Origin of the sequence: Paraburkholderia aspalathi, assembly GCF_905220735.1 — a bacterium.
GTDB classification, from domain to species: domain Bacteria; phylum Pseudomonadota; class Gammaproteobacteria; order Burkholderiales; family Burkholderiaceae; genus Paraburkholderia; species Paraburkholderia aspalathi.
The window spans coordinates 422,865-437,387 of the sequence record NZ_CAJNBA010000005.1 but is presented as its reverse complement, the minus strand read 5'-3'; the positions used below and the strand labels follow the sequence as shown (position 1 = coordinate 437,387).

Annotated in this window: 13 protein-coding genes; 4 read left to right on the top strand and 9 right to left on the bottom strand. The window is 59.5% G+C overall.

Annotated elements, in window-relative coordinates:
* Positions 1 to 57: 57 nt before the first annotated feature.
* Positions 58 to 1,698: a chaperonin GroEL gene (gene groL, locus KHO30_RS28545; protein WP_054041672.1), complete on the bottom strand. Its 1,641-nt coding sequence runs from the start codon at positions 1,696 to 1,698 to the stop codon at positions 58 to 60.
* Positions 1,699 to 1,752: 54 nt separating this feature from the next.
* Positions 1,753 to 2,043, bottom strand: a complete 291-nt coding sequence (gene groES / locus KHO30_RS28540; protein WP_007178996.1) for a co-chaperone GroES — start codon at positions 2,041 to 2,043, stop codon at positions 1,753 to 1,755.
* Positions 2,044 to 2,531: 488 nt separating this feature from the next.
* Between groES and KHO30_RS28535 the strand changes: the two genes are divergently transcribed.
* Positions 2,532 to 2,813 (top strand): CppA family protein, encoded by a 282-nt coding sequence (locus tag KHO30_RS28535; RefSeq protein ID WP_211702988.1) that lies wholly within the window; start codon positions 2,532 to 2,534, stop codon positions 2,811 to 2,813.
* 38 nt (positions 2,814 to 2,851) lie between these two features.
* Complete coding sequence (locus KHO30_RS28530; protein ID WP_093636462.1) at positions 2,852 to 3,256, top strand: DUF2471 domain-containing protein; 405 nt, start codon at positions 2,852 to 2,854, stop codon at positions 3,254 to 3,256.
* Between the two features lie 85 nt (positions 3,257 to 3,341).
* Here KHO30_RS28530 and KHO30_RS28525 read toward each other — a convergent pair whose 3' ends face one another.
* From KHO30_RS28525 to KHO30_RS28495, 7 genes are all read right to left on the bottom strand, one after another.
* Complete coding sequence (locus KHO30_RS28525) at positions 3,342 to 4,472, bottom strand: porin (RefSeq protein ID WP_093636465.1); 1,131 nt, start codon at positions 4,470 to 4,472, stop codon at positions 3,342 to 3,344.
* A gap of 341 nt (positions 4,473 to 4,813) precedes the next feature.
* Positions 4,814 to 5,575 (bottom strand): IclR family transcriptional regulator, encoded by a 762-nt coding sequence (locus tag KHO30_RS28520; RefSeq protein WP_200622035.1) that lies wholly within the window; start codon positions 5,573 to 5,575, stop codon positions 4,814 to 4,816.
* A 122-nt stretch (positions 5,576 to 5,697) separates the two neighbouring features.
* Positions 5,698 to 6,450 carry an amino acid ABC transporter ATP-binding protein gene (locus tag KHO30_RS28515; RefSeq protein WP_093636471.1) on the bottom strand — a complete coding sequence of 251 codons (753 nt, stop codon included), beginning with the start codon at positions 6,448 to 6,450 and terminating at the stop codon, positions 5,698 to 5,700.
* The gene (locus KHO30_RS28510) at positions 6,447 to 7,097 is read right to left on the bottom strand and encodes an amino acid ABC transporter permease (protein WP_093636474.1); all 651 of its coding nucleotides are present in this window, start codon (positions 7,095 to 7,097) and stop codon (positions 6,447 to 6,449) included. Before KHO30_RS28510 ends, KHO30_RS28515 begins: the two co-directional genes overlap by 4 nt.
* Before the next feature lie 21 nt (positions 7,098 to 7,118).
* Positions 7,119 to 7,835: an amino acid ABC transporter permease gene (locus KHO30_RS28505; RefSeq protein ID WP_201128526.1), complete on the bottom strand. Its 717-nt coding sequence runs from the start codon at positions 7,833 to 7,835 to the stop codon at positions 7,119 to 7,121.
* 40 nt (positions 7,836 to 7,875) lie between these two features.
* Positions 7,876 to 8,709 (bottom strand): ABC transporter substrate-binding protein, encoded by an 834-nt coding sequence (locus KHO30_RS28500; protein ID WP_093636480.1) that lies wholly within the window; start codon positions 8,707 to 8,709, stop codon positions 7,876 to 7,878.
* 312 nt (positions 8,710 to 9,021) lie between these two features.
* Positions 9,022 to 9,927 carry a LysR family transcriptional regulator gene (locus KHO30_RS28495; protein ID WP_093636484.1) on the bottom strand — a complete coding sequence of 302 codons (906 nt, stop codon included), beginning with the start codon at positions 9,925 to 9,927 and terminating at the stop codon, positions 9,022 to 9,024.
* Between the two features lie 99 nt (positions 9,928 to 10,026).
* Between KHO30_RS28495 and KHO30_RS28490 the strand changes: the two genes are divergently transcribed.
* Together KHO30_RS28490 and KHO30_RS28485 are read left to right on the top strand one after the other, a co-directional pair.
* On the top strand, positions 10,027 to 13,614 hold the full coding sequence (locus KHO30_RS28490) for an indolepyruvate ferredoxin oxidoreductase family protein (protein WP_211702987.1): 3,588 nt from the start codon (positions 10,027 to 10,029) through the stop codon (positions 13,612 to 13,614).
* A gap of 286 nt (positions 13,615 to 13,900) precedes the next feature.
* Complete coding sequence (locus tag KHO30_RS28485; RefSeq protein WP_211702986.1) at positions 13,901 to 14,491, top strand: hypothetical protein; 591 nt, start codon at positions 13,901 to 13,903, stop codon at positions 14,489 to 14,491.
* Positions 14,492 to 14,523: the final 32 nt, after the last annotated feature.

Sequence of the window (14,523 nt, the reverse complement as noted above, 5' to 3'; positions counted from 1 at the left end):
TCCCCATGTGTTTCCAACTGAGCCTCAAACGAGGCCCAAGTGAGGCTCAATCGGAAATTACATGTCCATGCCCATGCCGCCCATGCCGCCGGGCATACCGCCGCCCATCGGAGCATCTTCCTTCGGCAGTTCGCAAACAGCTGCGTCGGTGGTCAACAGCAGGCCAGCGACCGAAGCTGCGTTTTGCAGCGCCGTGCGCGTCACCTTCGTCGGGTCCACGACACCTGCGTCAACCAGGTCGACGTACTCGCCGGTTGCAGCGTTGTAGCCGTAGTTGCCCGTACCAGCAGCAACAGCTGCCACCACGACGCTGGCTTCTTCGCCACCGTTCGTGACGATCTGGCGCAGCGGCTCTTCCATCGCGCGCAGCACGATCTTGATACCTGCGTCCTGATCGGCGTTAGCGCCCTTCAGGCCAGCGATTGCCGTACGTGCACGGATCAGTGCGACGCCGCCGCCAGCAACGATGCCTTCTTCCACAGCTGCGCGCGTTGCGTGCAGTGCGTCTTCGACACGTGCCTTCTTTTCCTTCATTTCGACTTCGGTCGCAGCACCGACCTTGATCACTGCAACACCGCCGGCCAGCTTGGCCACGCGTTCTTGCAGCTTTTCACGGTCGTAGTCCGACGTAGCTTCTTCGATTTGCGTGCGAACTTGCTTCACACGTGCTTCGATGGTTGCAGCTTCGCCAGCGCCGTCGATGATCGTCGTGTTTTCCTTGCCCACTTCGATGCGCTTCGCTTGACCCAGTTCAGCCAGCGTTGCCTTTTCGAGCGTCAGGCCGGTTTCTTCAGCGATGACTTGACCGCCGGTCAGGATCGCGATGTCTTCCAGCATGGCCTTACGACGATCGCCGAAGCCCGGAGCCTTGACAGCAACAGTCTTCAGGATGCCGCGGATGTTGTTCACAACCAGCGTAGCCAGCGCTTCGCCTTCGACGTCTTCTGCGATGATCAGCAGCGGACGGCCAGCCTTAGCGACTTGCTCGAGGACCGGGAGGAGGTCACGAATGTTCGAAACCTTCTTGTCGTGCAGCAGCACGAACGGGTTTTCGAGCACTGCAACTTGCTTGTCCGGGTTGTTGATGAAGTACGGCGACAGGTAGCCGCGGTCGAATTGCATACCTTCGACAACGTCCAGTTCGTCTTGCAACGACTTGCCGTCTTCAACGGTGATGACGCCTTCCTTGCCAACCTTGTCCATCGCTTCAGCGATACGGTCGCCGATCGACGAGTCGCTGTTTGCCGAGATCGAACCGACTTGAGCGATTTCCTTGTTGGTCGTGCACGGCTTGCTGATCTTGCGCAGTTCTTCGATCGCTGCGAACACAGCCTTGTCGATACCGCGCTTCAGGTCCATCGGGTTCATGCCCGATGCAACGTACTTCATGCCTTCGCGGACGATCGACTGAGCCAGAACCGTTGCGGTCGTGGTGCCGTCACCTGCGTTGTCGCTGGTCTTGGAAGCAACTTCCTTGACCATTTGTGCGCCCATGTTCTGGAGCTTGTCTTTCAGTTCGATCTCTTTCGCGACCGAAACACCATCCTTCGTGACCGTCGGGCCGCCGAAGCTGCGTTCCAGGACAACGTTGCGACCCTTCGGGCCCAGCGTGACCTTCACAGCGTTCGCGAGGATGTTCACGCCTTCAACCATCTTGGCACGGGCGGAATCACCGAATACGACGTCTTTAGCTGCCATCTTCTAACTCCTTGAATTCTTTGGGATATGACCGGGAAAAGTAGCGACTGGCGCTTACTTCTGCACCACGGCCATGATGTCTTCTTCGCGCATCACGAGCAGTTCGTTGCCGTCGACCTTGACGGTCTGGCCCGCATACTTGCCGAACAGGACGCGGTCACCAACTTTCACGTCGAGGGCGATTTGTGCGCCTTTGTCGTCACGCTTGCCCGGGCCGACTGCCAGAATTTCGCCTTGATCCGGCTTTTCTGCTGCGGCTTCGGGGATCACGATGCCCGACGCGGTCTTGGTTTCTTGATCCAGACGTTTGACGATCACGCGATCATGCAAAGGACGAAGGTTCATACATACTCCTCTCTTGATTGAGACTGAAGAACGCTGAGAAAACCCGGCTGGCTGAGCCAACCGGCGATGTTGTTAGCACTCTCGTGCAGCGAGTGCTAATTATATGGACGGGTGGTGACAAATTCAAGAAGGGATGTCGCTTTGACAGTTGACGATGTCGACATTCGCTCACGCCTGAACCTTGCACCGCAGCGAAAACTGAAGATGCCTGAAGGATCACCTTTAAATACAGCAGGTTATCCGTGCGCACTCGCCGCCATCAGGTTGCGCGCTGCGCGCTTCCGGACGGCTATTCCTCAGCTACGTACGCGAAATATGTGCGTAATCCCTGGACCAGGGAAATCCCTTGACCCGCCGGCAATCGAAATATCTCGCTCCAACTCGGACACGATGGCCGTTCGGCTAATGGAGTAGACCTGCAAATTGACTTGCATCCCGATCAAATACTGTATAGATTTACAGTACTGTGTTTACATACAGGATCGGTCATGAACCAGCTCATCCGCATCTTGAACGACGGTGATCGCGAAACGCTTGCGTGGTTGCGCAAGCATGTCGGAGACGTACGCGTGGCTGCCGCCGCGCGACATCTGGGAAGCAACGGCAAACCCTATCTGTCAGCGGTGTGCCGCTACCTCGGCGTACGTCCACCAACGCCTCATCAACATATCCGGCCCGTTGAAGACTGTACGGTCGGCGATAACTATCTTGCCCAGATCCGCCAGTTGTTGGCACAGCGAAACCAGGCGTTGTTGAAGCATCAAATTTGATGCTGCGAATTGCAGCGAGTCCTCAGGAAAATAACAGTATGAATAACGACTCCGCTCTTGATATGGATGTCCAAGACATCAATCCTGTCGCTCTCGAACGCGCACTTCGCAGTGCGTCGCTCGACCTCCAGCAGATCATTGCCACGGTCGCAGGTCGTCACCTCGACAGTGGCCGTCGCCGTTACTCAAGCAGCGCGCAATTGCCGACCTGGCGCACGTTGCTGACAATCGACGAACAGGTCTTTGAGAATCGGGGCTTCCAGGCGCGGCACAGCGAGGCAGTGCGCTCTACGTTTATCCGGTTTGAGGACAGTCGTTTGTCCGGAATGGATCTCGACGAACCCGTCGACTGGCGACGTGACGACGACAACTTGCCAGCCGTGTACCTGCTCGTGCGCGCATTGGTACAGGCCGACGCTACCCATGCGGCCGCTCAGGACTAATGCGCCGCTTTAACTTTGTCGAGAGTTCCGTCGAGCAAACAAAAAAAGCCCGCATCACGCGGGCTTTCTTTAGTGCATCTATCGATTAGAACTTGTGGCGAATGCCAACAGTTACAGTAGCCTGCTTGTTGGAACCCGAGTCGCCGGTTGCCGAGCCGATAACAGCAACAGCGGCCGTGCCCGACGAGTCTTGCGTTCCCGATGCGGTCGTGTAGCCAGCAAATGCGTAGACATCCGTACGCTTGCTAAGCGAGTAGTCCGCTGCAACAGCGAACTGGTTGTACTTTGCCGACGAATTGCCGCTCGACTTCATGTACACGTAGCCAATCTCGGTCTGCAGCGGTGCCGATACCTGCCACACGGCGTACACCGAACCCGTGTTGTACTTTTCCGTCTGCGTGAATGTCGAGCTGGCGTCTGCAGTGTATTCGGCATGGCTGAAGTAGCCGCCCAGGGTCACCGAGCCGAACACGTAGTTGCCGCCGATACGGGCATTGTTGATCGACGCCGCAGTGGAGTACGCCGCGTTGACCGATGTGTTGAACAGCGAATCCCACGTCGTCGTACCGCGGTTCGTGCCGTTGCCGTTGCTCAGGTGATAGTAACCTGCGGCCAGGTTGACGGGACCATTGCTGTATGCCGCTGCGGCTGCGTAGCTCTGACCCGAGCCCGTTGCACCAGCCACCCCACCCAGCGAGTACATGGTTTCGAACTGGAAGCCGGACCAGGTCGGCGACGTGTACTTGAGCGAGTTATTGACCCGCGCGCTGTTGTCGGCGTTGTCGATGTCGCCCGGCGAGATGAATACGCCACCGAGGAAGCCATCGCCCTGCACCGGCTGCACCAGATCAACCAGCGGATCGTATTGACGTCCGGCCGTGAGCGTACCCCACTTGTCGCTGCTCAGGCCAACGAACGCCTGGCGACCGAACATGCGGCTACCCTGGCCGAGCTTGCCGTTCGTCGAATTAAAGCCGTTCTCCACCTGGAAGATTGTTTTCAGGCCACCACCGAGGTCTTCTGAGCCTTTCAGGCCCCAGCGGCTACCCGACTCGTTACCCGACGACATGCTGATCGACTTGCTGCCGCCGTCGTTCGAAACGTAGGTCAGGCCGGTATCAATGATGCCGTACAGCGTGACGCTGTTTTGTGCGTGAGCTACGCCGGTTGCGCCAAGCATTACCAGCGAAAGAGTTGCCAGTGTGGTCTTCTTCATCTGCGTCCTTAAGTTTGTGTTGATGAGCCTGCGGAGCGCAGAATAACTGGCGGTAAAACGTGATTGAAAATAGTGTTGGGTAAACACGACCAAAAATTAGGAATGGGAACTTTCTGCATCTTTCCCTTTCCGCATCTTTCTCGCAGGCAAAAAAAAAGCTATGCAACTTCGCATAGCTAAGGTCTGGACCTGCGTGGATTACAACAAAAGAAAAGTCATCCAGACGGCCGCAAATTTAATGTCCGAGTTCCGGGAAGTAAATAGCCGAAACGGGTAACTTCATTTCCAAAACTTCCCACCCTTCCCTCACCCCTTCCGACCGCGAGCAGACCACTCGGCATTTACAAGCGGGTATAAGGTTGCGACAACGCCTTCGCCGATCTGATGAGGTCTTCCAGCATCATCGCCCGCTTCTCCGGATCGGTATCGCGGCTTGTCATGAAGCAGAGCGCTGCAACAGGGAGACCGGTGCGATCGCGTATGGGTGCCGCCATGCAGAGTCGAAAAGTATGGGACAGACCCTCGGTGCAACAGTAGCCCTGATCAGCGGCGCGTTGGACATCGCAAAGAAAGTCCTGAAATTCAACGCGTCTGCCGTTGTCGAGGATAAAGTCTTCGTCTGGGATCAAGCTGCGAATTTCCTCCGCCCGCATATGGGCGAGCAGCAGGCGGCCCGATGCGGTCCACGGAATCGGCACCTTCACGCCGATGTCGGAACTGATGTTGAATGGTCGCGAGCTGTTCTCCGATAGAACCACGGTGTACTTGTTGCCTTCGAGCATGCACAACTGCGCGGTTTCGTCGTGCGTTCGGACGAGCGCGAGGATCGCCTGGTGGGCGCGACTGATCAGGTCGTTATGGACGGCATAGTCGGAGCCGTAGTAATGCATCTCGCGGCCAAAAAACACGCTCCCGTCGACACTCGTCTCGAGCCATCCGGCTTCAGTCAGCATGGTGACTAATTCGTAGATGCTCGAGCGTGGCGCGCCGGTCGCTTCAATCAACTCGCGCATCGTCATCGGACGCCGCGCGATATGCAACTGCTTGAGAATGCCGATGACGCGGTCCACCCCCCTGGCCCTCGATGATTCCGATGCAGACATTCCTTCAACTCCGTCGGCGATAGTGATCGCAGTTTATCTTTTGTGTGACGCGAGTTTAGCGCGTAAAGGGCGACGCCTTGCCATCACGCAGCACGAAGACGCCTGACGCCCTTCACGGGTGCTCAATGGTCGAGCACACGATGCAGGAACTGTCGCGTACGTTCGTTCTGCGGGTTCACGAAAATCTGCTCCGGGGCGCCCTGCTCCGCGATGACGCCTTTGTCCATAAACACGACGCGGTCGGCGGTCTTGCGCGCGAAGCCCATCTCGTGTGTGACGACGACCATGGTCATCCCGTCGCGCGCCAATCCGCGCATGACTTCGGTCACTTCGCCGACGAGTTCCGGATCGAGAGCGGACGTGGCTTCGTCGAAGAACATGATGCCCGGCTCGACGGCCAACGCTCTGGCGATCGCGACACGCTGCTGTTGGCCACCGGAGAGCTGACTCGGGTAGTGCTCGGCTCGATCGGCAAGTCCCACGCGGTCGAGCGCATCCATCGCACGTTTGCGTGCGTCTGCGGCGCTCATCTTGCGTGCCTTGATCAGGGCAAGCGTCACGTTACCCAGCGCACTCTTGTGCGGAAACAGATTGAATTGCTGGAACACCATGCCGACATGCCCCCGAATTTCCTTCGCCCGGCGCGCATCGTGCAGCGGCACTTCGTTGACCCAGACTTCGCCCGCATCGGCCGTCTCCAGACCGCTCATGATGCGCAGCACCGTGCTCTTTCCGGAGCCCGACGCCCCGATCAGCACGAGTACTTCGCCCGGCCGCACATCAAGGTTGATCTCCTTCAGGACCTGTGTAGCGCCGAATGACTTGCTGACGCCAGTGAGATTGATGATGGGCTTCGACGTAGTGACGCTGGTCATGACAGCAGGCTCCTTCTTCGGTCATGGTGCCGCACCCACTGCGACAGTGGAAAGCACACAATGAAATAAAGCACGGCAACGAGTCCATAGATTTCCACCGGTTTGCCCACCCGGTCGACGATAGCCTGACCACCATGCATCAGTTCCGACATACCGATCATGCTGACGATCGACGTGTCCTTGATAAGCGACAAATACTGGCCGACGAGCGGCGGAATCACGATCTTTCCGGTCTGCGGCAAGATCACGGAAAAGAACGCCTGGATCTTGCTAAGCCCGAGGATCTGCGACACCTCCCACTGGCCTTTCGGTACTGCTTCAATGCCTGAGCGGAACACTTCGGAAATATAGGCACCCTGATAGATGCTCAAGCCCACCACACCCGCTGCGAACACATCGATCGCGTAGCCGAAGTACGAAACGCCGAAGTAAATAAACATCAGCGTGATCAGCACCGGCGTACCGCGAAACAGCTCGGTATAGAGCCTGGCGATGCGCGGCGTACCCCACGGCCCGAATGAGCGTAATACCGCCGCCAGCAGTCCGATCAGCGTTCCACCAACGATTGACGCTGCGGACAGAAGCAGTGTCGCCAGCAGTCCCTGAAACAGGATCGCCAGGCTGGTCATTAACAATTCTTGCGACATGGCCGGTCTCCGGTTGGGTGCTCAGGTGCGATCGGCCTGTCGTGCGACAAGGAACCACCGGCGCGTGCGTTTCTTCATGACGAGCGGCGGATGAAAGACACGCACGCCGATCTGGCTCGCCACCCATGACAGCAGGTTGCTCAGGAACAGGTAGGCAATCAGGGTGATAGAGAAAGTCTGGATATAGAGCAGCGTGCGTGCGTTGATCACCGTCGCCGTTCCGCTCAACTCGGGTAGCGCGATCGCCGAAAGAAGCGACGTGCCGAGCAGTAACTGAATCAGGTTGTTGACGATCGCCGGATAGACGGCGCGCGCCGCCTGCGGCAGAACCACCTCGACGAAAATCTGCGAACGTTCCAGACCGAGAATCGACGCCGCTTCAAGCTGACCGCGCGGTACCGACTGGATACCCGCACGAAACACTTCCGCCAGATATGCGCCGACATTCACCCCTAACGCGATCACGCCGGCCGTATACGCATTGAGGGTGATGCCAAGCGACGGCAACCCGAAGAACACGATGAAGATCTGCAGCAGGACCGGCGTATTGCGGATCGCTTCGATATACACCCGCGCGATCGCTCGCAGCAGCCCGACGCGCGATGCGCTCGCGAGAGCGGTGAGCAAGCCGAGCAGCATCGCGAGGAGGAAGGCCAGCAGCGTGATCTGGAGTGTCAGCCACGCTGCGCGAACGAAATCGCTCCAATAACCCGCAAGGGTCACCCATTCATAGCTCATGGCTCCTCCGTCGGTCGAGCAGTGCGGCGCTAGCGGGGTTTCAGTACTGCGGATTCAGCGGAAAGCGCGGCTCGGCGCCAAACCACTTCTTGTATAGCTGCGCGTTCTGCTTCGATGCGTTGATGTTGAACAGGAACAGGTTCAGGTAGTTGAGCCAGACCTGATCTCCGGACTTCACACCGAACGCGTTGTATTCGAGCGGAACCAGTGCTTCATTGGTGACAGTCAGCTCCGGATCGAGCGATGCCTGGTAAGCGAGAAAGTTGTTGTCCTCGATCATCGCGTCGGCCTGACCCTGCTTGACGGCGAGGATTGCAGCCTGCGAGCTGTCGAACTCCTGGATCTTGACCTGCATGTTCAGCGAGCGCACTTCGTCGCCATTCGTCGAGCCCTTGACGGTTGCAATCGTGCGATTCGACATGTCATTGATGGATTTGATGCCGCTGCTCTTCTTGACCAGCAGCGCCTCACTCGCGACCACGTAGGGATTCGTGAATGCAATTTCCTTCGCTCGCTCGAGGTTGCGGGTGAAGTTGCAGAACACCACGTCAACCTTGCTGGTTTGCAGATTCGGAATGCGGTTCGCGCTCGTCGTGTTCACGACTTCGAGCTTGACGCCCATCTGCTTCGCCAGTTCTTTCGCCAGGTCGACGTCGTAACCATCGGGTTGGCCGTCCTTGTTGTAGAAACCGAACGGGGCAAAGGTCAAGCAGTCGCCTACCCGCAGTGTGCCGCGTTGCAGTACCTGCTTCAGCGTCGAATCAACCGCAGCCCCCTGTTCCGGCGGGGCGACTTTCGTGCAGCCGGCGAGCACCAACAGACCGGCTAAGGCGAACAAACAAGTGAACTTTGCGCTTTCCCTGACAAATTTCATTTTTCAGTCCCGATCTGGTGTGAGAAGTCCGTGCGTGGACGGAAGCGGCGCTTAGCGAGCCCTTCGCGGCATGCACGCCAATATTCGATCGTCCGATATACCGGACTGATGTCCGACACAGCAGATGAAGCGCAGTGTTTCACGGGAAAAAAATAGTTGCAATGGGGTTTGCCCCGCCGCGACTGGGGTCCGGATCAGGAATGCAAAATTGCTTATCTGGCCGTGTCCCATGTCGTCTTGCGGTTGCAAGCGGGACTACGCGGGCGGCGTCGGAAAACTGAAGTGGTATGCGAAAAACGGATAAGCGCCGGCTTAGCTGCCGCACGCATGAATCAGGAACTGCTGGAACGCCAACGCTGGCGCATCGAGCGTTGCACCCTTGCGCCACAACATCCCCGCGTCCATCTGCGGGATCGCGTTGAGAATCGGCCGGGCATCGATCCGCTTCCCTTCCAGCGACCATGGCCGAAACACCATGTCCGAGAGTATCGTCACACCGAAGCCATGCGCCACCAGTCCGCGCAACGCCTCCATTGAACTCGTGCGAAACGCGATATTCGGCTCGACGCCGTTTTCTTTCCAGTAACGCAGCGTCGCTCGTTCGCTCTCGTCGACGGTGATGAGGATATACGGATACGCCGCAATGTCCGCGAGCGACGGCGAGTTCACCTGTGCCAGCGGATGCGTCGGCGCGGTCCACAACTGACGCCGTGAACGGATCAGCACGTGATGCTGAAACCGCTTGAGATGATCCACATTCGATAGCAACGCCACGCCCAGATCGATGTCGCCATCGAGTATGGCCTGCTCGATTTCGGGACGATCGGCGTCGCGCAGATCCAGCTCGACGTGTGGGTAAGTCGCACGAAACCGCCCCAACAGTTCCGGCAGGAAATAACCGAGCAAGGTGTACGAGGCAGCAATACGCACCGTGCCCTTAAGGTCGTGCGAACGAAACGGCGCCTTGTAGATCGCGTCGCGTACCGAATCGAGGATGTGACGCGCGTGATTGAGAAAGTCCTGCCCATCCGGCGTCAGCGCGACACCTTGCGGAAGGCGTTCAAAGAGCCGGGTTCCCAGCGTCTCCTCCAGCGCAAGTACCGCATTGGTAATCGCGGATTGCGACACGTGCTCAGTCGCCGCCGCCATCGAAAACTGCCCGTTTTGCGCGGCCGCAACGAAATAACGCATCTGCCGCAATGTGACGTCTTTTGACATGTGTTTTTCGCATAGCAGGGTTCGGTATTTGTGATTTTACGATGGGAATTCGGCTTCCTATACTCGCCAGGACAATAAAGCTTCCGGAGACGCCGCCCCATGAACGCCCCCCTATCGCCCCCGCTGCACGACGCCCTCGCCACCGTTTCACTCGACGATAAGTACACGCTTGAGAAAGGCCGCGTTTACATGAGCGGTACCCAGGCGCTGGTGCGCTTGCCGATGCTGCAGAAAGAACGGGATCGTCGCGCGGGACTGAACACGGCGGGTTACGTATCGGGCTATCGCGGCTCGCCGCTCGGCGCATTCGACCAGGCACTGTGGAAAGCGAAGAAGCATCTGAAGGAACACGACGTCGTGTTCCAGCCAGGGGTTAACGAGGATCTCGCCGCCACCGCGGTGTGGGGCACGCAGCAACTCAATCTGTGGCCCGACGCGAAAGTCGATGGCGTATTCGGCATGTGGTACGGCAAGGGACCGGGCGTCGATCGCACCGGCGACGTCTTCAAGCACGCCAACTCGGCAGGCACCGATCCGCATGGCGGCGTGCTGGTGCTGGCGGGCGACGACCACGCGGCGAAGTCGTCGACCGTTGCGCACCAGTCCGAGCACATGTTCGTCGCGAGCGGCATTCCGGTGCTCTATCCGGCGAGCGTGCAGGAGTATCTCGACTATGGCCTGCACGGCTGGGCCATGAGCCGCTATTCCGGTCTGTGGGTTGCGATGAAATGCGTGACGGACGTCGTCGAAGCCAGCGCGTCGATCGACATCGATCCGGACCGTTTGCAGATCGTGTTGCCGGATGACTTCGACATGCCCGAAGGCGGCTTGAACATCCGCTGGCCCGATCCGCCGCTCGCACAGGAAGCGCGTCTGCTCAACCACAAGTGGTATGCAGCGCTCGCCTATGTGCGCGCGAACAAACTGAACCGCGTGGTGATCGACAGCCCAACGCCGCGTCTGGGCATCATGACCGCGGGCAAAGCGTACCTCGACGTGCGTCAGGCGCTGGCGGACTTGTCGCTCGACGACGACACCTGCGCACGGATCGGCATTCGCGTGCTCAAGGTCGGTTGCGTATGGCCGCTCGATGCGCAGAACGCACGCGATTTTGCTACAGGACTCGACGAGATTCTGGTGGTCGAAGAGAAACGCCAGATCCTCGAATATGCGCTGAAGGAAGAGCTTTACAACTGGCGCGACGACGTGCGCCCGAAAGTATTCGGCAAGTTCGATCAACGCGACGACGCAGGCGGCGAGTGGTCGGTCCCGCGCGGCCAGGCGCTGTTGCCGATGCAATATGAACTGTCGCCGGCGCTGATCGCGAAGGCGATCGCGCGGCGTCTTGCGAAAGCCGATTTGCCTGCGGACGTACGCGCCCGCATCGAAGCACGCATCGCCATCATCGAAGCGAAGGAACGCGACGCAGCCACGCCGCGCACTGTCACTGAACGGCAGCCGTGGTTCTGCTCGGGCTGCCCGCACAATACATCGACGCGCGTCCCCGAAGGCTCACGCGCGCTCGCCGGAATCGGCTGCCATTACATGACCATCTGGATGGACCGCAACACGGAGACCTTCAGCCAGATGGGCGGCGAAGGGGTGGCGTGGACGGGCCAGATGCATTTCACCAACGAACGTCACGTGTTCGCGAACCTGGGCGACGGTACTTACTTTCACTCGGGTTTGCTGGCAATCCGCGCCTCGATCGCGGCCGGTGCCAATATCACCTACAAGATTCTTTATAACGATGCGGTCGCGATGACCGGCGGCCAGCCCATCGACGGCGTGCTGACCGTGCCGCAGATCGCGTTCCAGGTGACGACCGAAGGTGCGAAGCAGGTGCTCGTCGTCACCGACCAACCCGAAAAATACGCTACGGGCGTGCGCTTGCCGGAAGGCGTGAAGGTGTATCACCGCGACGAACTCGATCGTCTGCAACGCGAGTTGCGTGAGGTCGCGGGCACCACGATCCTGATCTACGACCAGACCTGCGCGACCGAAAAGCGCCGGCGCCGTAAGCGCGGCACCTACCCGGATCCGGCCAAGCGGGCGTTCATTAACGACGCCGTCTGTGAAGGCTGTGGCGATTGCTCGGTGAAATCGAATTGCCTGTCTGTCGAGCCACTGCAAACGCCGCAAGGCACCAAGCGCAAGATCAATCAGTCGTCGTGCAACAAAGACTTCTCGTGCGTGAACGGCTTTTGCCCGAGCTTCGTTACCGCTGAAGGCGCGCAGTTGAAGAAGCCGGCGAAGGCAGATCGTGGCTCCGCGCTTCCCGACTTCAGCGCGCTACCGCGCCCGGCGATCGCCGGCCTTGCCAAACCCTATGGCGTGCTCGTCACGGGTGTCGGAGGTACCGGTGTCGTGACGATCGGCGGCCTGCTCGGCATGGCCGCGCATCTCGAGAACAAAGGCGTGAGCGTGCTCGACATGGCGGGCCTCGCGCAAAAAGGCGGCGCTGTACTGAGCCACGTGCAGATCGCAGCAACGCCGGACGAGTTGCACGCAACCCGTATCGCGACCGGCGAAGCGCGTCTGATTCTGGGCTGCGACGCGATCGTATCGGCGTCCGCCGAAGTCCTGGCACGCACGCAACGCGGTGTCACCAAGGCCGCGATCAACAGCGGCGCAACGCCGACCGCGCAATTCGTGCGCGATCCGCAGTGGGCCTTTCCCGGCGACCAGATCCAGGGCGACCTGCGCGACAGCATCGGCGAGGACTGCGATTTCATCGACGCCAATCGCCTCGCGCTCGCATTGCTTGGCGACACGCTATACGCCAATCCGCTACTGCTAGGTTTCGCATGGCAACGCGGCTGGCTGCCGGTCAGCTACGAAAGCCTCGACCGTGCGATCGAACTGAATGCCGTCGCGGTCGACAAGAATCGCCTCGCGTTCGAATGGGGCCGCTTTGTCGCACAGAACGGCGAAGCAGCGGCCGATGCATTCGCGCCGCGCGCCAATCAGCAACAGGCAATCGTTGTGCAGATGCCGGAGTCGCTTGAGCGGCTCATCGAGCGTAACGTCGAACTGCTGGGCCTCTATCAGAATGAGCAGTATGCCGCGCGCTATCGCGCGGTAATCGAACAGATGCGAGCCAAAGAAACCGCGCTCGCCGCGGGCTCGAAGCTACGCCTCACGCCAGTGGTCGCGCGCAATCTGGCCAAGCTGATGACCTACAAGGACGAATACGAGGTTGCACGTCTCTATGCCGACCCGGCGTACTTCGACAAACTGCGGGCACAGTTCGAAGGCGAACCTGGCCGCGACTACAAGCTCGGCTTTTACCTCGCACCGCCCCTGCTGGCGAAACGCGACGAACACGGTCACCTGAAAAAGCAACGCTTCGGGCAATGGACCCTCCCGATGTTCCGCGTGCTCGCGAAGCTCAAATTCCTGCGCGGCAGTGCGTTCGACGTGTTCGGCAAGACCGCCGAGCGGCGCGGTGAACGCGCCCTGATCGACCAGTACATCGCGTTGATCGACGAGTTCTGTCGCACGCTGGACAACAGCCGTCTGGACGTCGCGATGCGGCTTGCCAATCTCCCTGACGAGATTCGCGGTTTCGGTCACGTCAAGGAGCGCAACGTATTGGCCGCCGCGACGAAACACGAAAAATGGCTGGCCGAATATCGCAACGCAACTGACCAGGCGGACTTCCAACCGGTGAGAAAGGCGATCTGACAATCTGGTCTTTCAGTCAGCGTGGCGGCACGCGGCGTCCAGGGAATTCCCCTGGCTTTTCGCCGCGTTTGCCGCCCTTTCACGCTGGAGTGTCGTGATTCGACTGCAGGATGGCGTTTTCGCGCGCTATACGACGTCTTGCGCCGACGTTCCCCGGTGCTACCCTCAAGAAAGCAGCCTTCGCGGAAGTGAGCCGCCGTTCAGCGGCAAAATCAGCAGCTACGAGAACATACCGCGAAGCGCGATTGCCGGCGAACGGCGAAACATCGCTGCGGGAGCGACTGCGATGGGAATCAGAACATATACGGCATTGACACTATGGGTGTTTAGCAGTGCTGCTTTCGCATGGCAGCCGCTCGTCTACCCCATCCGAAGTCAAAGCGCTTATCAGCGCAGCATCGACACCGCGATGTGCTACGCCACTGCCAACAAGCAGACGAAGATCAACATCGCGCACGAATCGCAGCTTCCACCGCGCAAACCTGCGGCAACCAAAACGTCGTCGACGGGTGCCCCGTCGCGGCCACCCTTGCCACAAAGCAGTTTTTCGGCGACCCCGCCTGGCGCAAGCATGCCCGCAGCCGCAACCGCGCCTGCCGCAAGCGGGGCCGGCGTGAGCACGGCAACGACCGCTGCAGCGACCAAGTCAGCAAGCTCGACCACGGCAACAGCAACGACGACGACGGCGGCCACGCCGGCATCGGCAACCAGCGCGGATAACGGCGCCTCGGAGACGGCAGCAGCCAGCGCGGCACAGACGGCCGCGGCATCCGGCGTAAAGCTGCCGCCGCTGCCGGCGCCTGAACCGCCAATGACACAGTATTGGGCCGCTTATGGCGCGTGCATGCAAGCGCGGGGTTACGTCGTCGCACAGTAATCCCGCTTGCAAGCCTCGCTGCCGTGCCTGGT